21 protein-coding genes and 1 tRNA gene are annotated in these 20,745 nt (G+C 64.4%); 10 read left to right on the forward strand and 12 right to left on the reverse strand.

All coding sequences use genetic code 11. From position 1 onward, the window contains the following. Positions 1 to 21: 21 nt before the first annotated feature. Complete coding sequence (locus ACLBWL_RS14640; protein ID WP_447794238.1) at positions 22 to 1,179, reverse strand: hypothetical protein; 1,158 nt, start codon at positions 1,177 to 1,179, stop codon at positions 22 to 24. Between the two features lie 714 nt (positions 1,180 to 1,893). Here ACLBWL_RS14640 and ACLBWL_RS14645 point away from each other — a divergent pair. From ACLBWL_RS14645 to istB, 8 genes are all read left to right on the forward strand, one after another. Further along, on the forward strand, positions 1,894 to 2,130 hold the full coding sequence (locus tag ACLBWL_RS14645; protein ID WP_447794240.1) for a hypothetical protein: 237 nt from the start codon (positions 1,894 to 1,896) through the stop codon (positions 2,128 to 2,130). Next, positions 2,127 to 2,456 (forward strand): hypothetical protein, encoded by a 330-nt coding sequence (locus ACLBWL_RS14650; RefSeq protein ID WP_447794242.1) that lies wholly within the window; start codon positions 2,127 to 2,129, stop codon positions 2,454 to 2,456. The genes ACLBWL_RS14645 and ACLBWL_RS14650 overlap by 4 nt, the downstream gene beginning before the upstream one ends. Positions 2,457 to 2,920: 464 nt before the next feature. Continuing rightward, a complete protein-coding gene (locus ACLBWL_RS14655) occupies positions 2,921 to 3,424 on the forward strand; it encodes a hypothetical protein (RefSeq protein ID WP_447794243.1) in 504 nt (167 codons plus the stop codon). Positions 3,425 to 3,470: 46 nt separating this feature from the next. After that, on the forward strand, positions 3,471 to 4,052 hold the full coding sequence (locus ACLBWL_RS14660) for a hypothetical protein (protein ID WP_447794245.1): 582 nt from the start codon (positions 3,471 to 3,473) through the stop codon (positions 4,050 to 4,052). Positions 4,053 to 4,161: 109 nt separating this feature from the next. Further along, complete coding sequence (locus ACLBWL_RS14665) at positions 4,162 to 4,446, forward strand: hypothetical protein (RefSeq protein WP_447794247.1); 285 nt, start codon at positions 4,162 to 4,164, stop codon at positions 4,444 to 4,446. Positions 4,447 to 4,553: 107 nt separating this feature from the next. Beyond that, positions 4,554 to 5,072 (forward strand): hypothetical protein, encoded by a 519-nt coding sequence (locus ACLBWL_RS14670; protein WP_447794249.1) that lies wholly within the window; start codon positions 4,554 to 4,556, stop codon positions 5,070 to 5,072. 345 nt (positions 5,073 to 5,417) lie between these two features. Further along, positions 5,418 to 6,929: an IS21 family transposase gene (gene istA, locus ACLBWL_RS14675; protein ID WP_447794250.1), complete on the forward strand. Its 1,512-nt coding sequence runs from the start codon at positions 5,418 to 5,420 to the stop codon at positions 6,927 to 6,929. Beyond that, positions 6,916 to 7,644 (forward strand): IS21-like element helper ATPase IstB, encoded by a 729-nt coding sequence (istB, locus tag ACLBWL_RS14680; RefSeq protein ID WP_133032303.1) that lies wholly within the window; start codon positions 6,916 to 6,918, stop codon positions 7,642 to 7,644. The genes istA and istB overlap by 14 nt, the downstream gene beginning before the upstream one ends. 206 nt (positions 7,645 to 7,850) lie before the next feature. On the opposite strand, the gene ACLBWL_RS14685 is transcribed toward istB, so the two are convergent. The 6 genes from ACLBWL_RS14685 to ACLBWL_RS14710 all read right to left on the reverse strand — a co-directional run bounded on the left by ACLBWL_RS14685 (position 7,851) and on the right by ACLBWL_RS14710 (position 14,966). Further along, entirely contained in the window at positions 7,851 to 9,803 is a 1,953-nt protein-coding gene (locus tag ACLBWL_RS14685; RefSeq protein WP_447794253.1) for a DUF6538 domain-containing protein, read from the reverse strand. A gap of 98 nt (positions 9,804 to 9,901) precedes the next feature. Next, a tRNA-Glu gene (locus tag ACLBWL_RS14690) sits at positions 9,902 to 9,976 on the reverse strand. Positions 9,977 to 10,037: 61 nt separating this feature from the next. Further along, entirely contained in the window at positions 10,038 to 11,789 is a 1,752-nt protein-coding gene (gene recJ / locus ACLBWL_RS14695) for a single-stranded-DNA-specific exonuclease RecJ (RefSeq protein ID WP_447794254.1), read from the reverse strand. A gap of 417 nt (positions 11,790 to 12,206) precedes the next feature. After that, positions 12,207 to 12,890: a prolyl hydroxylase family protein gene (locus tag ACLBWL_RS14700; protein WP_447794255.1), complete on the reverse strand. Its 684-nt coding sequence runs from the start codon at positions 12,888 to 12,890 to the stop codon at positions 12,207 to 12,209. A 190-nt stretch (positions 12,891 to 13,080) separates the two neighbouring features. Next, positions 13,081 to 14,052 carry an RcnB family protein gene (locus ACLBWL_RS14705; RefSeq protein WP_447794256.1) on the reverse strand — a complete coding sequence of 324 codons (972 nt, stop codon included), beginning with the start codon at positions 14,050 to 14,052 and terminating at the stop codon, positions 13,081 to 13,083. Between the two features lie 368 nt (positions 14,053 to 14,420). Beyond that, entirely contained in the window at positions 14,421 to 14,966 is a 546-nt protein-coding gene (locus ACLBWL_RS14710; protein ID WP_447794257.1) for a (2Fe-2S)-binding protein, read from the reverse strand. Between the two features lie 105 nt (positions 14,967 to 15,071). On the opposite strand from ACLBWL_RS14710, the gene ACLBWL_RS14715 reads away from it, so the two are divergent. Next, on the forward strand, positions 15,072 to 16,367 hold the full coding sequence (locus ACLBWL_RS14715; protein ID WP_447794258.1) for a sugar MFS transporter: 1,296 nt from the start codon (positions 15,072 to 15,074) through the stop codon (positions 16,365 to 16,367). Between the two features lie 79 nt (positions 16,368 to 16,446). Here ACLBWL_RS14715 and ACLBWL_RS14720 read toward each other — a convergent pair whose 3' ends face one another. The 4 genes from ACLBWL_RS14720 to ACLBWL_RS14735 form a co-directional block, all read right to left on the reverse strand. Continuing rightward, on the reverse strand, positions 16,447 to 17,589 hold the full coding sequence (locus ACLBWL_RS14720; protein ID WP_447794260.1) for a CaiB/BaiF CoA transferase family protein: 1,143 nt from the start codon (positions 17,587 to 17,589) through the stop codon (positions 16,447 to 16,449). Between the two features lie 132 nt (positions 17,590 to 17,721). Continuing rightward, positions 17,722 to 18,906, reverse strand: a complete 1,185-nt coding sequence (locus ACLBWL_RS14725) for an acyl-CoA dehydrogenase (protein ID WP_056055772.1) — start codon at positions 18,904 to 18,906, stop codon at positions 17,722 to 17,724. A 67-nt stretch (positions 18,907 to 18,973) separates the two neighbouring features. Further along, the gene (locus tag ACLBWL_RS14730; RefSeq protein ID WP_447794262.1) at positions 18,974 to 19,300 is read right to left on the reverse strand and encodes a hypothetical protein; all 327 of its coding nucleotides are present in this window, start codon (positions 19,298 to 19,300) and stop codon (positions 18,974 to 18,976) included. Further along, a complete protein-coding gene (locus tag ACLBWL_RS14735) occupies positions 19,297 to 19,473 on the reverse strand; it encodes a hypothetical protein (protein WP_447794264.1) in 177 nt (58 codons plus the stop codon). The genes ACLBWL_RS14730 and ACLBWL_RS14735 overlap by 4 nt, the downstream gene beginning before the upstream one ends. 114 nt (positions 19,474 to 19,587) lie before the next feature. Between ACLBWL_RS14735 and ACLBWL_RS14740 the strand changes: the two genes are divergently transcribed. Then, positions 19,588 to 20,220, forward strand: coding sequence for a S24 family peptidase (locus ACLBWL_RS14740; RefSeq protein ID WP_447794266.1), 633 nt, complete (start codon positions 19,588 to 19,590; stop codon positions 20,218 to 20,220). Positions 20,221 to 20,438: 218 nt separating this feature from the next. On the opposite strand, the gene ACLBWL_RS14745 is transcribed toward ACLBWL_RS14740, so the two are convergent. Then, a complete protein-coding gene (locus tag ACLBWL_RS14745; protein WP_447794268.1) occupies positions 20,439 to 20,672 on the reverse strand; it encodes a hypothetical protein in 234 nt (77 codons plus the stop codon). Positions 20,673 to 20,745: the final 73 nt, after the last annotated feature.

The raw sequence follows: 20,745 nt of genomic DNA on the forward strand, positions 1-20,745 counted from the left end.
AAAAAGTTAGCATTAGAGAAACTAGAACTCGAGGGACCTAAGGCCCGTGGGATCTGGCTTAAAGTTAAAGAAACCGGCCTTATTCCACTCTTCTAAGCCAAACCATCCCTCATAAAGCGTGTGGAAAGCGTGGCACGCGTCTTCTTCCACATAGTGGATAAACTCGATTGGTGTAGCTGGCGGCAGAAAACCGCCATCTTGGATGTGATTCCAAATCGCGGCCTGCACATGAAAGTTCTCAGGCATTATGTCTGATTCTGCGTCAAGCCAGCGGTCGCGAAGCGCGTATCGCCGCTCAGAGCGCATCGCCATTGCAAAGGCATAAGATCCGGATCCCGCCTCCGAGAGCCCCAGCAGCATTCTGGCTTTGAACCGTGCCCGGAATTGATCGGCCTCATTCAACGAAGATGTCTCCTTGACGAAGTCCGGCACCTGTAACGACATCGCCCGTCGTGTTTTCTTACCGAGCTGGGTAGAAAAAGCAGCCGCTTGCTTTGGCGCGAAGAAAGCGTTGATATCGGCACCGGGAGGAAGAGTCTGGTCATAATCAGCCTTGCGTGGAACCGTGACATCCGGATTAGCAGCGACAAAGGCGGCGAGCGTGGTTCGAGCGCTGTTTGCTAGATCCGTCTGCAACTTCTCATCATTGCCAAACCAGAACAGCGCCCGTTTTTCGCCTTCGGTCAGGTGCTCCTTGACGCCTGCCATCAAGGGCCAGCCCGCACCGATTGCAGCCTTCGCGGCGACGCTGGTGCGAAGCTGCGTGAGGAGGGAGCTCGCCACTACCAGTCGTAGAGCATCGTTGTAGGCGTTCTCGTAATCTGTTCGTCGATCTCGCGCCTTTTGATGATCGGCGAGCTCAAGGATGCGCTTACGCTGCCGGTCTATGAACTTGGAGGGGCTCTCTCCCACTCGACCGATTGAGTAGGTAACGTTGTCTCGCAACTCGAAACTGCCCTTTGTCAGAGCTTCCATCCAGGCAAGCCCGTCAGGTTCAGGACCCACAAGTGCTCGAACGAGCCTGGATAGAAATTCCTCCCGAGCACCTTGCGGCTTCACGATTGCGCGGACTGCTGCTTCCGCCTGTGCAGAAGCAGCGTCGGGCTCGCTCGACCATTGTGCCTGAAGCGCAGCGACTATGTCCGGACCGAACAGCTCATCTAGGGATAATTTTAACATGCCTGGCACCAGATCTAGAAGTCCACAGTATGAACGTATGAACGATGTCAATCGCTCCCATTTTGATGATGAAGGAGGAAAGCAGATCGTAAGAACGAAGGACAACAAGTCAGAAATGGCATGACAAAAAACGAGATCACGCGTGACAACAAGTCAGTTTGTCCGTGACAAGGCAGTTGGCGCAATACCGCAAAACTGGGGCACCCACTTTTGCTTTGGCGGCGCGTGCGCGCGCGGCGGCCTGCGGCCGCTGTGGAGGCGGCGCCTCCAGGTCCTCTGATACTGCTACGACAGTATCTCCGGAAGGCGGACTGGGAAAGATCAACCCGCAAGCCGGCTTGAAGAGAGATAGCGTCCATCGTCGCCCGAGTATCCATGGCGGGCATGGGCGTGCCCGCTGAAGCGATAACATTCGGACTATTCGACCGCATACGGCTCAGCAGTGTCGACCAGCGTTCGCCCAAACCCGTTTCCAGTCCAAAATGCCACGATCTCGTTCACCCGCGTTGTCGGGTTTTTTGCGCTCGTTCATGCGTGCTGGCGCAGAGCGGGAACGACGGTGCCGCAGTGACGGTGATCGTCTTTATGGGGCGGGAAACGCATGCTGGGCATTTCGGACCAGCCGGGAATTTCGGGTAGGGAGGTCGCCCCTTCGTGTCGTGATGGGGAGGAGAAAAGGCAGTCCGCCTCGGTCCCCGCGACGCTGGAGGACTTATGGGCAAACTCTACGTCGTGCGCGAGCAACACGAGAACCAGTCAGGTCTGAGTAGTATCGTCACGCTGCCGGAAGGACGCATCAGTATACCGGTCGACCGCCCGATCGCGAAAACTGTACACGGCGCTGAGCCAATCAAGGCGCGTGTGACCATCACCGATGTTGAATGCCTAGAGAGACTTGGCTTCATCGACACTGCGCGCGAGCGCGCTCAGATCGAGCTGGCGGCGCTGTGAAGGGCGGCCGACGGCTTGCCCTGCCGCATTACTGGACGACGACGCTGGGGCTGTGGTTGCGACAGTCCGGTCTAAATGGCAACGTGCTGACCGACAGAGAGACGATTCTCACTTTTGAGCAGTTGCGCGTCATAGAAGTGAATGTCCGCGGGTGGTCAGTGATCGAGATCATCGAATGCCTATACACGATGCGAACGCCTCCGTTCGCCCGGCCCGAGTTGCGCCACCTTGCCATGGCCGACCTGGAACCGTTGCTCGGCTGCAAGGCGATCAACCATGTCGAGGTGATGCGGCTCATGTCGCTCGTGCCGGGGTGGCAACCGTGATCGTCTGCACGTCGTGCAATCTTCAAGCGAGAGCCCGTGTTTGCACCGATGCCGATCTGCGTTCCAGCCTGTGGTGCCGTATCCCCACTTGCGAGGCGGTGCCGGCCTGTAAGTTTGAAGTTGATAACTTGCTCTGACATGAGAGCAAACGCCTTTACGCCTGAAACCCTGGACATACGCGTCCACCTACCCGCCGAAACTCGTTCAATCGTTATTCGGTTCGTAAGGGCAAGATTATCGCGCCTCGTCCCGCTTGCTGGCAGATGAGCCGAGCTCAGGAGAGGCAGGCTAACTAGCCAAGACCACATCCGCTTGCCTTCGTGAGCGTAATGTACGGGGCCGGCAAGACGAAGAAAGATTGCAGAGGGGGGGGGAGAGCCTTTCGGCTGAACCGGAAGGTGAAACGATCCCTGGCAAGACGACGCGAACAGCCCGCGCGCTTGCTTCCTTAAGAGACCAAGAAGATGACGCATTATTCTACCGAGGCTGCTGCGATCGCGGCGGCGCTGATGGTTGCTCGCCTAGCCGGGTTACGTTTCGAGCATGATCTCGACACGTCAATGCCGATGCCGTCGGTCGGCAACTATCTTCACTCGCGCGCTGCACGGCTGGTACTCGTGCCCTCCACCGTGTCGAACAGCAGCGATATCGCCGCGGTGGGCGAGGTGATGGCGGCGTTCGGCTGCGACGCGCTGGTGGCGCGAGCAGATGGCGCCGATACAGCGAGTGTCCGCTTCACGATCGGTTTGCATGGACATCGCCGGTTCTGGTCGGCGCCTGCCAGGCTGTGGCTCGGAGCAGGGGCACCGGCGCATTTCGTCCCCAATCACCCAGACGACACCGTCTTTGCGCTCTTCAGCGTAGGGCTGCGCGGTTGCGAGGTGCCACCGTGGAGCAGCGACGAGGATCGCGACGAGGGATTCGCGCTCGGCGCCGACGCGCTTGCGGCCTTGATGGTGGAACGCTGATATGAGCCAGCTCCAGGTTTGGGCCAGTCCCAGCGAGGCGTCGGACATGATGTTCGATGTGCGCCAGCCGGGCGTGACGGGGCTCGGTTACGGTCTACTGCGTCCCCGCTCCAAGGGGCAGGAGCGCAGTGTGTCGCGGCTTGCCTTCGCCAAGATGAACCCGATCGAGCCCGGACCGACCAGCCCGCATACCCGCTGCGGTATGCCGACGACCGCCCGCGATCACCGGCTGCTGCTCGCGCCGGGTGTCGCAGACCCGGTGTCGCTCGAACGGCTGTTTGCCGATTATGATGCGGCGGTGCCCGAGCATCAGCGGCTGCTCGCTGCTGTCCTGACGCTGCCATTCGTTCGCGGTGAACCGCTGCACGATCAGTTCGACAAGGTGACCACCTGGGCCATGCTGCATCTGGCACGGGCGAGGCAGCTCACCAGCCTTGCCGTGCTGCACGCGCCCGGTGATCAACTCGCCGCGGAAGCGCCGCACGCTCACATCGTCGTGCTCAGCCGTATCCATAATGCGTGCGGATGGGCTCAGCTGCATCCGGACCTTGCCGAAAGCGAGCATGGCGCCTGGGCCGAGCGATGGCTCGACTTCTGCGAGGCATGGCGTCGCAGGCCGGAGGCGTGAAGGTGAGGGTTCCGAGCGCCTCCGGCAATCGGCACCACCGGCATCCGGATCCCGGTGGCCAGACGCTGGATGATCTCGATGGGGCAACAAGCCCGATGGAGAAAAGACGATGATCGTGCGCAATCCACCCATGGTGTTCCGCTTCGCCGCCATGCTGCTGCTCAGTTCTGCCGTGCTCGGTCAGTGGTGGCAGCGGCAGCAGCTTGACGCCGATGGCCACGCTTTGGTGACCATGATGCACTCCTATTGTCCTGGCGTAGGTGGCGAAGCTGGCCCGCTTACAGTGGCGGACAGCGCCCGTCTGCTCGACCGCTGGGGCTACGCCCTTCTCGGCGATCTGACCGGATGGAACGGCAGGGATCGCTGCACGCTGCCGCGACCGCGGAAAGGGTAAGGGATCGGCAGGACAGGCAGGCGAAGCCCGGGAAGCGCGATGAAAAGCGAACGGGCTTGATCCGAACCAGTCGGTTCGGGGATCACGCCAAAAGAAGGTCTACCGTCATGCACCGCATGCTCCACGAACCGCTGCCGTCCACGTCGAACGCATTGCTCGACTATTTCCTCGCCGCGCTCGGCGGCGAAACCTACTACCCACTCGGCGGCAACACCGGCTTGCCCGCCGGCGCCCTCGAGAGCCTGGATCATAACGTCGTGCTGGCCGCCACCCCGGTCAGCGTCCGCGTTTTTGATGAGGCGCTGCTGCGCTCGGCTAAGCATCGTGATACGCTCCTCGTGCGTCACGGTTTCAGCCCAGAGACGCTCGACCCGGTGCGGGTCGATGTCGCCCTGAGGTCGACAGCTGGGCCGATCCTTGTTCCCGACCTCAGTCTCTTCCGCGACATGGACGGGCAACTCCACCTCGTGCCACAGCACCAGGACCTGTTTCTCACCGTTGGCCCCGACGGGATCTGGGTGTCGCTCATCGCACCGTTCGACCGCTGGACCGATCGAGCGGCCGGCCTCGAGCGCGCTGCGGCTGACGTTGTTCGCGCCTGCTCCCGCGCGCGTGCTGGTCTGTAAGGCTTAAAAAGGCGGAGCGGCAAGTCGCTGCTCCGCCAATGACGCTTAGGATAAAGCCGACGGTCGAATATGGCGACCTTCGCTGATCAGGCGGATCGGCTCCGACATCGCTATTGGTAGGCGCTTGCTCCGAGCAACGATAAAGTTGATTTACGCTGCTATAATCTATCGTTGCATATTTGATCCTCTTTAGGATCACATCGTATCCACGATGCCGCCCACGACTTACTGTGGATCGGCGTGGAAAAAGGACCCCGGTAGCGGGGTGATCGGCGTCGAAAAAGGACCCCTCATTCCGTTGGTCTAAGGCTGTCCGCTTGGCAGATGTCAGGCGGCGAGATCGGGATGTTGGTATTGGAGACGGTATTGAGGATCCGGCGCGAGCACGCGTCGGGCAAAGCCATCAAGGCGATAATGCGGGACCTGCATTTGTCACGCGGTGTCGTGCGCAGGGCGATCCGGGCGCCGGAGGCGGACACCAAGTACCGGCGAGAAGTACAGCCGTTGCCAAAATTGGGGCCGTTTCAGATGCGGCTCGATGCGCTGTTGGAAGAGGATGAGGCACGACCGCGGCGCGAGAAGCTGCGCATTACGCGTGTCCACGATCTGCTGCTGCGCGAGGGGTTCGACGGCTCGTACGACGCGGTGCGCCGCTACGCTACCCGCTGGCGGCAGGCTCGGCGTCGCGACGTAATGGACGCGCCAGCGTTCATCCCGCTGCTGTTCCGGCCGGGCGAGGCCTACCAGTTCGACTGGAGCCACGAAGACGTCGAGATCGCGGGCAAGCCGATGCGGGTGAAGGTTGCGCATGTGCGGCTGTGCGCATCGCGGGTGATGTACGTGCGAGCCTATCCGCGCGAGACGCAGGAAATGCTGTTCGACGCCCATGCGCGGGCATTCGCCTTCTTCGGTGGCGTGCCGACGCGGGGCATCTACGGCAACATGAAGACTGCCGTGACGAGCGTGTTCACAGGCAAGGAACGGGTTTTCAACCGGCGTTTTCTGGTCATGGCGAACCACTACATGGTCGAGCCGACCGCATGCTCGCCGGCAGCCGGCTGGGAGAAAGGCCAGGTCGAAAACCAGGTCCAGACGGCGCGCGGTCGGTTCTTCCAACCGCGCCTGCGCTTTGTCAGCCTCCAGGAGCTGAACGGCTGGCTGGAGGCGGAATGTTGCCGCTGGGCCGACCTGCACCAGCACCCTGAGCAAAAGGAACTGACGGTTGCCCAGGCATGGGCTGCCGAGCGCGGTGTGCTCCAGCAGGTCGCCGCGCCCTTCGACGGGTTCTACGAGAGCGAGCATGCGGTGAGCGGCACGTGCCTGATAAGCTTCGACCGCAACCGCTATGCCGTCTCGGCCAAAGCAGTGCGGCGCACGGTTCAGGTGCGTGCCTATGCTACGCGCATCGTCGTGCGCCTCGGCGGTGAGGTACTCGCCGACCATCCTCGGTTCTTTGGTCGCGACCGCACCATCTACGACCCGTGGCACTACCTGCCGGTGCTCGTGACCAAGCCCGGCGCCTTGCGTAACGGCGCGCCATTCCAGGACTGGGAGTTGCCGCCTGCGCTGTCACGACTGCGGCGTAAGCTCGGCGCTGGCGATGATGCAGACCGGCGGTTCGTGCGCGTGCTTGCAGCGGTGCTCGACGACGGGCTCGATCTCGTCGAGGCGGCCGTCCGTGAAGCATTGCTGGCCGGTATTACCAGCGACGACGTCATTCTCAACATCCTCGCCCGTCGGCGCGAGCCGCCACGACCGTTGGCCATCGCCACACCCGAGGACCTGGCGCTGCGCCATCCACCTCGTGCCGACTGCGGTCGCTACGACAGCCTGCGAGGTTTCCATGCAGCGGCATGAGATGATGACGGCGATGGCCGAGTTAGGGCTCAAGGGCATGGCTGGTGCCTTCGACGAGGCGGTCACCACCGGCCTGCAGCGCAAGCGTATGACGATGGAAATCCTGACCGACCTGCTGCGGGCAGAGACGGCCCATCGCCATGCAGCGTCGGTCCGCTACCGGATGTCAGCCGCCAAGCTGCCGGCGGTGAAGGACCTTGACGCCTTCGTATTTGACGGCACGCCCATCAACGAAGGCCTGGTGCGCTCGCTGCACAGCGGCTCCTTCTTGGCCGGCCAGCGCAATATCGTGCTCGTCGGTGGTACGGGCACCGGCAAGACGCACCTCGCCAGCGCCATTACCGCCAACGTCGTGCGAAACGGCGCCCGCGGTCGCTACTTCAACACGGTCGACCTGGTGAACCGGCTCGAGGAGGAAACTCGCCTCGGCAAGGCCGGCGCGCTTGCAGCTCAGCTGTCACGCCTTGAGGTCGTGGTGCTCGACGAGCTTGGTTATCTGCCGTTCGCCCGCTCGGGCGGCCAGCTGCTCTTCCACCTGGTCAGCAAGCTCTACGAGCGGACCTCGGTCATCGTCACTACGAACCTTGCCTTTGGCGAATGGCCGACTGTCTTCGGCGACCCCAAGATGACCACCGCGCTGCTCGACCGCATTACGCACCACTGCGACATCGTCGAAACCGGCAACGACAGCTGGCGCTTCAAGCACCGCAGCTAGCCCTCGGGAACCCGACAGAGGAACGCTTCGCGCTGGTTACGCCTCCGGTCGGGCTACGCCCGCCCTACGCCGCAACCAGCGCGAACGGCGCGTCCGCTACCGTCACGCCGCCCAACGAAGGGGGTCTCTTTTGGACGCCGATACGGGGTCCTTTTTGGACGCCGATTGACACACGACTTACGTCTACAATTGACCGACCAAGGGTGTTAGCTCGACGAGTCGCGGGCCCGTGCCGCCGCGATCAAGCGTGGCCAGTCGATGAAACCGACCTTGAGGTTCTTGAGATGAACATGCTGGAGCTGGATAGAAACAAGCCCGTATTTCTCGCCCTCAGTCAGGTTCGCATGTCCCTTGATGCTGTTAGCAACTCGAGTCGGCATCTGGCTAAGGTCGGCGCGGTCGGTAAACTCGTGCCGAGTGGAGTGAAAAACAAAGCGAGGATCATCAGTAACTACTCTGTCAAGATACCTGTTAAGACGTTGGCTTAACCCCTTAGTCAGCGATGCACCTTTGGTAGCTTTGAGATCAAACAGTCGCGTCTTGCCCGTCTTGCGACGGCCTTCTACATAACTGAGAAAGCCGAGCTCGATGAGTTTTTCGTGAAGTACGACGTAGCGTTCGGACGCCTCGTTCTTGGTCTTTTGCCCCGAACCGGTTCCCGTAATGTGCAGAAATGTGCAGTTTCCCGTTATGTCGCCTCCGAACGTGCGATGCAGGTCACAGTCATGGACGTTGTCGAGGGCTAGCTGGCCTATCTCCCCCAGCCGCGGCCCGCCGACGACGCCGAACAGTAGGCACCAATACAGTTCGTCCTGAAACACGTGCGGTCCAGGCTGGGTCCGATCTATGTCGCTGATCCCGGCGCACCCGGTGAACAAGGGGCTGTCGAACAGCCGCTGCATCATTGCGGGTGTGAAAGGGAGGTGAGGTCGCTGCTGGCCCTGCCGGTTTTTGGTGTACCCAGCGATCTGAATACGTGCGGCCACGTTCGTTCCTTCGCCGAGATCGGACTGGACCGCGCCGAGAATCTGGCTGATTGAACCAACATCCTTTTTAACCGAACCCGGTGCCAGCCGGCCCGGCTCTGGCATCTGTCGGTCGCTTTTCTCCCAAGTTTGCCGCTCTTCGCGTGCCTGGTCGATGACCGAGCGAAGCGTTTGGCCTTTAGCGGTGAGCTTGGCGAGTTCGGTTTGAGGAGGAATGTCTGCAATGAGATTGCGAAATTCAATCACTTGCGCTCGGTTAATGGTGCCGATGATTACATCGCCAAACAGTGCGATGTAACGGGCTACACCACGGCGAGCTTCGTTGACTGCCGACTGGCCGGGCCGACGCTGGTCGATCCAGTATTGTAGCCCCTCTGACAAGCGCATCGCCAGAAGGCCCTGATAGCGCATGTCGACTGGGGCAGGTTGTGGTCTGGAAGTAGGGACCGGAGCCGCCCCCCGGCCAAGCGGTGCCAGCGCATCGGCAACATTTTCCGGCCAGCTTTCAAATCGGTATTCTGCCAGTCGACGGAGGAAGGCTTCGGCTACGACTTCGTAGGTCGCGTCCGGTGCGAGGGGCAGCCGAGGCTCAAGCGAGCGCATGTAGCTCACCACGCACCAGATAGGGTGGAACACTCGCCGATCTAAAAGGATGGCGGCAAGTTCCTGGTAAACCAAGCCATCAGCGATGCCGCGACCCTCAACCAGACTGGCTCGCAGGCGATACATCGCGCGCTCGCGCTCGTTGTCGAAAGAAGGGATGGCCTCATCGGAGGTCACGGGCTCGCGGACAAGGAAGTCACCCCACCATTGTGCGCCCATGTCCCTCCCCGTCCCGACCCATGAGTCGAGAACGAAGCTCCCCAGCAACTGTAGCGGTAGCTGAACTGCGCGGTCCATCGTCCCTCGGGCCTGAGCCAGCAAACTGAACGCGCGGTCGAGAAGCACGATAGCGTCGGCCTTTGCCCGGTCGACGATCCCCTCCCGCGCCTGTCTGATCTCTGCCGTGCACCGGATAATCAGCTCGGCGCGCTTTTCACGCGCCACGAACGGGTCAGTGGTGCGGAGCGACTCCGTCCACGCCGTTTTGCCGATGACCTCCCGGACATCCTCGGGAACGATCATTCGAAATTGTTCGAAACGCGATTTGCCGCGCTTGACGGAATGCGACATGCGACGCCCCATTTGTAGCACCCTTCTGTAGCACCGGGCGCCTAACGAAGCGTTGATTTTATTGATGTTCCGCCAATCTCCGCCACTTGGCGACGAGATGGTGACCCCTACGGGAATCGAACCCGTGCTTCAGCCGTGAAAGGGCCGCGTCCTAACCGCTAGACGAAGGGGCCTGCGTGGTGGAGGCCGACTAAGGGGAAGGGGGCGGGGCGTCAAGCGTTTCGGTGCAACAATTTAGTCCGCCCATGCCGCATCCTCGACATGAAGCTCGGCCGACGGGCGCGAGGACCAGTCGTCGATCTTCGCACGGCCGGCCAGCCAGAGTTTGCGGTGGGGGGCGGCGCCGAGCAACGCCTGGCCGAGCGCGCTCTCAGCCGACCGGAAGGCCATCGCCTTGATGCTGCGGCCGTCGTCGCCGGCGACGATCGTGCGGACATGGCCGTTGCCGACGACGTCCGCCTTGATCACGCGGACCGGACCCATCGCCACTCTCGGTGCGGGCCAGCCCATGCCGTAGGGGCCGCCGGCTTCCATTGATTCGACGAGGCCGGGATTTACGCCGCCGGCTGCGAGCACTGCGTCGAGCAGGAGCGCGCGGTCGCCGTTGGAGCGTTCGACGGCGGCGGCGAGGCGCTCTTCGAGGAAATCGGCGAAGGCGGGGATCGCGGCCTCGCCGATCGTCAGGCCGGCGGCCATCGCGTGACCTCCGCCCGCGACGAGCAGGCCGTGTTCGCGCGCGGCCATGATCGCTGCGCCGAGGTCGACGCCGGGGATCGAGCGGCCCGACCCCTTGCCGACGCCGTGCTCGTCGATCGCGATGACGATTGCCGGGCGGCCGAGCTTCTCTTTCAGGCGGCCGGCGACGATGCCGATCACGCCGGGGTGCCAGCCGTGTCCAGCGACGACCGCGACGGCGCGGTCGCGGCTGGAGAGCAGGTCGGCGGCCTCTTGGACGGCGGTTTCGATCGCGCGACGTTCCTCGTTGAGGCGGTCGAGTTCGGTGGCGATCGCGCGCGCTTCGTCGGGGTCCTGCGTGGTGAGCAGCCGCACGCCGAGATCGGCGCGACCGACGCGGCCGCCGGCGTTGATCCGCGGGCCCAGCGCGAAGCCCAGGTCGGTGCAGGTCGGGTTGCGGGTCAGACGCGACGCCTCGATCAGCGCGGCGACGCCGATGTTCTTGCGCGCGCCCATGACCTTGAGGCCCTGCGAGACGAACGCGCGGTTGAGGCCGCGGAGTTGTGCGACGTCGGCGACGGTGCCGAGCGCGACGATGTCGAGCAGGTCGATCAGCTTCGGCTCGGCGCGATCCTTGAAGAAACCGCGGGCGCGGAGCGTGCGGACGAGCGCGGCGGCGGCGAGGAAGCACATGCCGACTGCGGCGAGGTGGCCGTGCGCGGCGCCTTCGGTCTCGTCGAGGCGGTTGGGGTTTACCAGCGCGAGCGCGTGCGGGAGCGCGGTCGAGCATTTGTGGTGGTCGATGACGATTACGTCGACCTGCGCGTCGCGGGCGGCGTCGAGCGCGTCGAACGCCTGCGCGCCGCAGTCGACCGTGACGATCAGCGTGGCACCTTCGTCGGCGAGGCGGACGAGCGCTTCGCCTGATGGGCCATAGCCTTCGAGCAGGCGGTCGGGGATGTAGGGGCGGGCTTCGATGCCGAGATCGCGCAGGACGAGGACCATCAGCGCGGCGGAGGTGGCGCCGTCGACGTCGTAATCGCCGAAGATCGCGACCTGTTCGCCGGCTTGCACGGCGTCGGCGAGGCGCTCGGCGGCGCGGTCCATGTCGCGGAAGATCGACGGGTCGGGCATGAACGCGCGGATCGAGGGCATGCGGTGCGCGTCGAGCGCGTCGCGGGGGCAGCCCCGGGCGAGGAGGAGCTGGGTGACGAGGTCGTCGCCGGTAAAGCCATCCCGGCCGTCAGCAGCGAGTGCGCGCCAGCGCCAGGGTTGGCCGAGGATCGAAGAGGTTACGCCGAGAACTGTCATGCCTCGGACGTAGTGGTTGCGGGGGGATTGTCGAGCGGGGAGGGGGCAGGGCGGTTGCTCGTACCGTCATCCTGACGAAAGTCAGGATCCAGAATTACGGGAGACGGGCGCTCATGGCTCTGGATCCTGACTTTCGTCAGGATGACGTGAGGGGGGCGTCGTTGGTAGGGCGGAGGCTCAACGAGGGCGAAGTCCCCGACACCCCCGTTCGTGCTGAGTAGCGACCGAGTAGCTTCGTAGAAGCGTATCGAGGGCGCGTATCGAGGCAGGGTTCCGCGCGCCAACCTGTCCTTCGATACGCCGTCTCGATACGCTGCGTTGCAGCTACTCGATGGCTACTCAGGACGAACGGGGGGAATCCGCGCCGGGGGGCTCCGCGACGGGGGAGCTGCGAGCTGGCAGTCTACTCGCCTCGCCTCACTTGATCCAGGGACGCTCGCGGAACCACTTCGTCACGATATACTTCACGCCCTCGACCACCGGCATGCCCTCGTGCAGCGTCAGCCCGTTCGGGCTCCCGTCCGGGTTCATGTTGTTCCACGCGAGCAGCATGCCGCGCTTCGGCGCGATCTTCACGCCGGCCTGCGGAAACCACGTTGCGCCGCCTTCGGGCACGTCGTTGAGGAACACCATCGCAGTCCAGGTGCGCTGGCCGCCTTGCTCCTGCATCTTGGCCCAATAGCTCTCGGACTCGTGGAAATAGTCGTGGTGCGCGCGGAATTGCTGGCCGGGGGCGTAGCGCTGGCCCTGCATCGTTTCGCCGTGCGGCAGGTCGATCCCGAGCAAGGTCGCGATCGCCTCGTCGGTCGGTTGCACGTCGGGCGACCAGCGATCCATGTCGCAGCTCTCGCTGGTCCGGAAATTGCTGTTCGGGCGATCCGAGAGCAGCGTCGATGGTCGCCGCTTCGAATCGATCATCGCGATCAGCCGCTTGCAGGTCGGCGGATCGAGGAAGTCGGGCTGGTAATAGAATTGCACCGTGTCCATCGCGATGCGCTGCACCGCGGGATTGGCATCGAGGCGCGCAGCGACCTGCGATCCGAAGGCTTGGCGAAGTGCCGCGGCCGGATCGACTTTCTTGGCTTTTGAAAAGATACCCACGCCGCAGGATTTGGCGAACTGGCCCCGAAACGCAAGGGGCCCGCATATCCTCCCCCGGCAGGGGGGGGTGTCGCCGAAGGTGACGGAGGGGGAGGATACGCAACGGCGGTTTGTCTTGTCCTCCCCCTCCGTCAGGCTGCCGCCTGCCACCTCCCCCTGGCGGGGGAGGGTTTTCGTCAGTCGCCAAAGCCTACCAGAAGATGTCGTACACCGTGTCGACCACGCGACCGCTGTCGAGATCGACCAGCAACGCGTCGTTGTAATAGCGTACCCAGCGATACGGGCCGTACGCCTCGGGCAGGCGGTAGGTGTACGGGTCCTGGATCCAGTAATTCTGGTTGTAGAGGATCCGGTTCAGCGAGAAGCCGACGCCGAAGCGACGATAGCCCGAGCCCCAACCGCTCGGCGCATAATAGCGCGGGAGGCGATAGGCGCCGCGGTTCGACGCGCGGTAGTTGCTCCAGGCGTAGCGGTTGTCGCTGCGCCAGCCGCGGTTCCACGCGCTGCCCTGGTTGAATCGGCCCTGGTTATAGCCACCGCGGCCGTAGCCTTGGAAAGTGCCGTATGCGCGGTCGGGTTGGTGGTTCTGATAGCCTTCGCGGCTTCCGTTGCGCCAGTCGCCGCGGTTGTCGCCCCGGCCGTCGTTCCGCCAGTCGCCCCGACCGGCATTGCGTCCGTTGCGGTCGAACTGGCCGCGATCCACCTGCTGGTTGCCGCGATCGAACCCGGGACGACCCTGGCCGCGGTTCCAGTCGCCGCGATCCTGACCGGCTTGCAGGCCGGGGCGGTTCTGTCCGTTCCACCCCTGGCCGTTCCACCCCTGGCCGTTACCACGCTGGCCGTTCCAGTCGGGCCGGCCGCGACCATCCGGGCCGTCGCCACGGATCTGTGCCTGTACGCCGAGGTCGGCGCGTTGCGGGCGCTGTCCCTGGTCGGGCGCGGCAGGGCGATCGGGGCGCTGTTGCTGGAAGGCCTGGCGGTCCGGACGCGGTCCGCGGTCGGGGCGCTGGCCGCGATCCTGACCCTGTGCGTCATCCGGCGCGCGATCGCGACGATCGCCGCGGTCCTGGTCGACCTGTTGCGCGCTGGCGGCGGTCGCCATCATCGTGGCCGGTACCAAGGCGGAGGCCGCCATCAAGAGTTTGAGAAACCTGCCCGTCATCGTCGTCGTCCTCGACTGCCGGCGCACGAGCCGGCTCCTATGATGTCTCGGCTCTAGGCGTCGGGTAGTGTGGTGAGGCTGAATGGGTTCGTCAGTGATTAGACAGGTTTAGGTGGCGGATTGGGCGTAGTCACCGACAAGTCGCTCTTGCCAATCTCGTAGCAACCACCCCGGCGAAGGCCGGGGCCCAAGTGGGGAAGGGAGGTCACGAAGCGTGCGTTCCATCACCCGGGACGTTCCAATTGGGCCCCGGCCTCCGCCGGGGTGGTGGAACCTGCCTGACCTGTTCACTGCCAACCTTGTTCTCCCGCCTTCGCGAGAGAACACGGTTCGTGGGATATAGCTTTGTCGGTCCGGGGGAGGGGAGGCTACCGCGCCGGCGGTGGCACGAGCGCGGGTACCAGCCGCGCCGAGTCCGCCGGATCGATCCCCGGCCGCGGCCCCGCCGGTATCACCTCTTCCCCGCGCATCGCCCGCCCGGCCCGTTGCACCGCCTCGATCACGCGCGGATACACCCCGCACCGGCACAGGTTGGTGATCTGTTCGCGGATCGCATCCTCGCTCGGGTCGGCATTCCGCTTCAGCAACGCCGCCGCCGCCATGATCATCCCCGGGATGCAGAACCCGCATTGCGGCACCGCCTCCGCGATGAAGGCCAGTTGCACCGGATGATTGCGCTCGCGTGAGAGCCCCTCGATCGTCGTGACGTACGCGCCCTCGATCGAGCCGATCGGCACCCGGCAACTCCGCATCGCGCGCCCATCGATATCGACCGTGCACGCGCCGCAATGGCCGGTGCCGCAGCCATATTTCGTCCCCGTCAGGTTCGACGCATCGCGCAACGCCCACAGCAGCGGGGTATCCTCGTCGAGCTTGTATTCGATCGGCTCGTTGTTGACGGTGAAGCGGCTCATGCCCGTCGTCCTAGCGCGCCGGGCAGGATCGCACCAACCGGCATTGCCACGCGCTGCCGCACCGGCTTATGTCGCGCGAATAATACCGCGAGAGGGCGCAACACGATGCACGTCGATACCAAATCCACCGCCTCAGCCGGCGGCGATGCCAGCCACGGCTACGATGCGCCCGACCTGCGCGTTTTCGTGTTCGCGCTGTTCTTCATCTTCGGCGGCATCACCTCGCTGAACGACATCATCATCCCCAAGATGAAGGAGCTGTTCACGCTCGACCACGCGACCGCGATGCTGGTCCAGTCGGCGTTCTTCCTCGCCTATGCGCTGTTCTCGATCCCCGCCGCCGCGATCGTCCGCAAAGCCGGCTACATGCGGACCGCGTCGATCGGGCTCGTGACGATGACCGCAGGCTGCCTGTTGTTCATCCCCGCCGCCGGGCAGGCGAGCTTCGGCATGTTCCTGTTCGCGCTGTTCGTGCTCGGCGCTGGCATCACCGTGGTGCAGGTCGTCGCCAACCCGCTGATCTCCGCGCTCGGCCATCCCAAGTCCGCGTCGAGCCGGCTGACCTTCGCGCAGGCGTTCAACTCGCTCGGTACGACCATCTTCCCGTATGTCGGCTCCGCGCTGATCCTCGGCGGGCTGGCGACCGTGGATTCTTCGACGCTCACCGGCGCCGCGCTCGACGCGTACCGCACGGAGTCGTCGCGGACGGTCGTGCACACCTATATTGGCCTCGCGATCGCGCTGTTGATCGTCGCCGCGGTCGTGTGGACCCGTCGCAACCGGCTCAACGAGGAGCAGGACCAGACCGGCAGCATCTTCCACGCGTTCACATTGCTCAAGCGTCCCCGCTTCGCGATGGGGACGGCGTGCATCTTCCTGTACGTCGGTGCCGAAGTCGCGGTCGGCTCGCTGATCGTCAATTACCTGATGCAGCCGAGCGTGATGGGCCTGAGCGACGTCGCGGCGGGCAAGCATGTGCCGTTCTACTGGGGCGGCGCGCTGGTCGGCCGGTTCATCGGCGCCTATGTGCTGAACAAGGTGTCGCCGGGCAAGGTCCTCGCCGGCGTCGCAACGGGCACGCTGGCGCTGATCCTGATCTCGGCAAATACCGAGGGCGCTTTGTCGGGCTGGGCGCTGCTGGCGATCGGCCTGATGAACGCGGTGATGTTCCCGACGATCTTCTCGCTGGCTTCCGAGGGTCTCGGCAAGCGTGCGGCGGAGGGCTCGGGCGTCATCGCCACGGCGATCGTCGGCGGTGCGATCATCCCGTATCTGACGGGGATGCTCGCGGACAAGTCGGGCAGCCTGCACTTTGCGCTGCTGCTCCCGGCGATCTGCTACGCGTTGATCCTGGCGTACGGGTTGTATGCGCGGAAGCCGGTGGCGGAGGTCGCGGCCTAACCCACTCCGTCATCCTGGGCTCGACCCAGGATCCAGAGCCACAAACGTTCGCGCTAGTGGCTCTGGATCCTGACTTTCGTCAGGATGACGATCGGGGCAGCATCGGTGCCGCCCGCCCGGTCGCGAGGTCGGCATCCGAAAACCGGATCGGCGTACGCAGCCCCGGCACCAAAGACCCATCCGGCCGCGCCACGTCGATCGCCATCCCCCGCGCGATCACCTGCGGATCGTCGAAAGCCTGGGCGACAGTATTGATCGGCCCGGCCGGAACCCCGACCGCCCCCAGCCGCGCCAGCAACTCGAGCTTAGGCACCAGAGACGTCGCCGCCTCGATCCCTGCGAACAATACGTCCTTGAACGCCAGCCTTCCGGCATTGGTCGCGAACCGCGGATCGTCGCGCATCTCGGGCAAACCCAGCGCGTCGCAGAACCGCCCGAACTGCCCGTCATTCCCGACTGCGAGGATGAACCACCCATCGGCGCACGGAAACACCGCATACGGACACACATTCATATGCGCATTCCCGACCCGCGTCGGCGACACGCCGCTCGCAAACCAGTTCATCGCCTGGTTCGCCAGCACCCCGGTCATCGTATCGAGCAACGCCATGTCGATTTGCTGACCCCGGCCGGTGCGCTCACGCATCGCCAGCGCCGCCTGGATCGCGATCACCGAATACAGCCCGGTCATGATGTCCGCGAAGGCAACGCCGATCTTCAGCGGCGCGCCATCCGGCTCGCCGGTCAGGTCCATGATTCCGCTCATCCCCTGGACGATGAAGTCGTAGCCCGCGCGAGGAGCGTAGGGCCCGTCCTGCCCGAACCCGGTGATCGAGCAATAGACGAGACGCGGATTGATCGCGGCGAGCGCGGCGTAGTCGAGCCCGTATTTGGCCAGCCCGCCGACCTTGAAGTTCTCGATCACGACGTCCGCGTCGGCGATCAGGTCGCGGACGACGGCTTGTCCTTCCGGCGTGGTAAAGTCGGCAACGACCGATCGCTTTCCTCGGTTGGCAGCATGAAAATACGCGGCGTCACGCGTGCCGTCGGGGTTGTCGATGAACGGCGGGCCCCAGGTGCGCGTATCGTCGCCAGCCGGGCTCTCGATCTTGACCACGTCGGCACCGAGATCGGCGAGAACCTGCCCGGCCCACGGCCCTGCAAGAATCCGCGCGAGTTCGACCACCTTCAAGCCGGCGAGGGGGGAGGGTTTGCTTTCCACGTTAGAACACCACCCCGGCGAAGGCCGGGGCCCAATTGGAAAGGTCGGAGGCACAACGCGCAGCGTCAGCCAATACGCTTTCCCCAATTGGGCCCCGGCCTTCGCCGGGGTGGTAGGACGTGGGGGTTGAACTCAAAACGCAGCGATACCCGTGATCGCGCGCCCGAGAATCAACGCATGTACGTCATGTGCGCCCTCGTACGTGTTGACCGTCTCCAGATTCATCAGGTGGCGCATCACCTGATACTCCCCCGAAATGCCGTTACCGCCGTGCATGTCGCGAGACATCCGCGCGATATCGAGCGCCTTGCCGACGTTGTTCCGCTTCACGATCGAGACCATCTCCGGCGCGAACCGCCCCTCGTCCATCAACCGCCCGACGCGCAGCGACGCCTGCAACCCGAGCGCGATCTCGGTCTCCATATCCGCCAGCTTCTTCTGGAAAAGCTGCCGCCCCGCCAAAGGCGTCCCGAACTGGTTCCGGTCCAGCCCATATTGCCGCGCCGCGTGGAAACAGAATTCCGCCGCGCCCAGCGCTCCCCAGGAAATCCCGTACCGCGCGCGATTGAGGCAGCCGAACGGCCCCTTCAGCCCCTGCACGTCGGGGAGCAGCGCGTCGTCACCGACCTCGACCTCGTCCATCATCACCATGCCCGTGATCGACGCGCGGAGCGACAGCTTGCCCTCGATCTTCGGCGTCTCCAGCCCCTTCATCCCGCGCTCGAGGATGAAGCCGCGGATGCCGCCGCCATGCTCGTCGGACTTCGCCCAGATCACGAACACGTCGGCGATCGGCGAGTTCGAAATCCACGTCTTCGCGCCCGAGATCACATAGCCGTTGGCCGTCTTTTTCGCCCGCGTCGTCATCCCGCCAGGATCCGACCCCGCATCCGGTTCGGTCAGCCCGAAACAGCCGATCCATTCGCCGGTCGCGAGCTTGGGCAGGTATTTCCGCTTCTGCTCCTCGGACCCGAACGCATTGATCGGGTACATCACGAGGCTCGACTGCACCGACATCATCGAGCGATAGCCTGAGTCGATCCGCTCCACCTCGCGCGCGACCAGCCCGTAGGCGACATAGGATGCGCCGACGCCGCCATATTCCTCGGGGATGGTCGGCCCGAGCAACCCCAGCGCGCCCATCTCGCGGAAAATCGCGGGATCGGTATGCTCGTGCTGGAACGCGTCGATGATCCGCGGCGCGAGCTTGTCGTCGGCATAGGCCTTCGCGCTGTCGCGGATCATGCGTTCGTCTTCGCTCAACTGGTCATCGAGCAAAAACGGATCCGCCCAGTCGAACTTGCCCATCCCGGCCATCGTCATCTCCTTCGTTGACCGCCGACTTCGTGGTTCGGCCAGCGAAAGTCCAGCCCTCTCGAACGGTTTACGCGTCGATCAGCGTCAGCACCGCGATCGTCACATGCTCGCGGCCGCCGATCGTCTCGATGCTGTCGACCACGAGATCCGCGACGAGATACCCGCGTATCGCGAACGTCGCGTCGGGCAGGCCGTCGATCCACTCTCGAAGACCGGGTACGGGGTCGGTGGCGATCGTCAGGCGGTGCTGCGTGCCGACGAACGTCGCGCTGGCCCAGGGCGTGCACGCGATCGACTCGACGTGCATCGTCACGCTCGCCGGCCTAGCCTGGCCCCGCAGCGCGCGGATCAGCAGCGTGCCGGCATCGGGGCCGCGCAGCGCGTCCATCTTCACGACCCGTCCGCCGCGATGAACGACTCGATCCGCGCCACCATCGGTTCGCGCGGCTGGCGGCCGCGGCGCAGGTCGTGGACCAGCCGCGGATCGCCGACCGCCAGCCGCCCGAACTTGCTCGTCGGCATGCCGGTCTGCCGCAGATATCGATCGATCTTCATGAGAACGGACATGGTCGCTCCTTTCGCGTTCCGGCCCGGGTCCCGACCCAAGTCCGTGGTCTGTGTTCCTGATCTGTTCCGGCAAATCCTACTTGTCTAGGAAATTTCCTACGCTACGGTCGGGCGATGGCGAAAATCGCATCCGATCCCGATCCGAGGGCCGCGCTGGCGACGCTGGCGGCGGCGCGTGGCGACAGTCTGGCGGCGCTGTCAGCGATGCTCGGGCGCAACCCGGCCTATCTCCAGCAATATGTCCGTCGCGGATCGCCCAGGCTTTTGGGGGAGCGCGACCGGCGGTTGCTGTCCGAGTATCTCGGGGTAAGCGAAGCCGTGCTCGGCGCGCCGCCGGAGCGCGCGGCGGGGTTCCGCGTTCCGAAGCTAGACGTCGTGGCCTCGGCGGGGCCCGGCGCGCTGGTCGACGGCGAGATCGCGCTTGGCACCGACACGCTTGATCCCGGCCTCGCGCGCCGGCTGGGGCTGAAGGAGGGGCAGGCGGCGATCATCCGCGTCCGCGGTACGTCGATGGAGCCGGGGCTGTTCGACGGCGATCACATCGTGATCGACACCGCGAACCGGACGCCGCGCGCGCGGGGCGGCGTCTACGTGATCCGGATCGACGACGCGGTGATGGTGAAGCGCGTAACGCTGGCCGGCGGGACGCTGGTGGCGACGAGCGACAATCCGGGGGCAGGGCCGATCCCGGACGGACCGATCGCAGTGATCGGCCGCGTCGTCTGGCAGATGCGCGAGCCGCGATAGGGAAGTGCCAAGTAATCCAGTCGTTGGCGCGTTCGCCTGACCCCATCAACTCCGACCCAAGCCGGTCGCGCTGGATGCGCCTACACCAGACCCCATACCTCGTCGTCATCCCCGCGGAGGCGGGGACCCATATGCTCAAAGGTTATCGAATAGATTGCGAGGTTTGCCCATATGGGTTCCCGCCTCCGCAAGAATGACTGCTCGATGCTTGCGGAACCCTATCGCCGGTCCCGCAGCCACACCAACACCGCCGCCACGACCCCGACCCCGGTCCCGATCAGGAACCCCGGCGTCGCCTGACCGATCGCAAAGCCGACCCCCGCGCCGCCCAGCATGCCCAGCGCGACGAGGAACCCACCCGCGGCGCTCGGGTCTTTGTGCGGGGGGACGGTATCGCGGGAGGTGGGATCGGCCATCGTGCTGTCCTGCCACGCGACGCGGCGCGATGCCACCCTAGCTGGTTGCCGCGACGCCCGGACGAAACGTGGCGCAAATGCGGCGTTAGATACTGTTCCGCAACGACAA

The sequence above is a fragment of the Sphingomonas sp. M1A8_2b genome, from assembly GCF_053345535.1.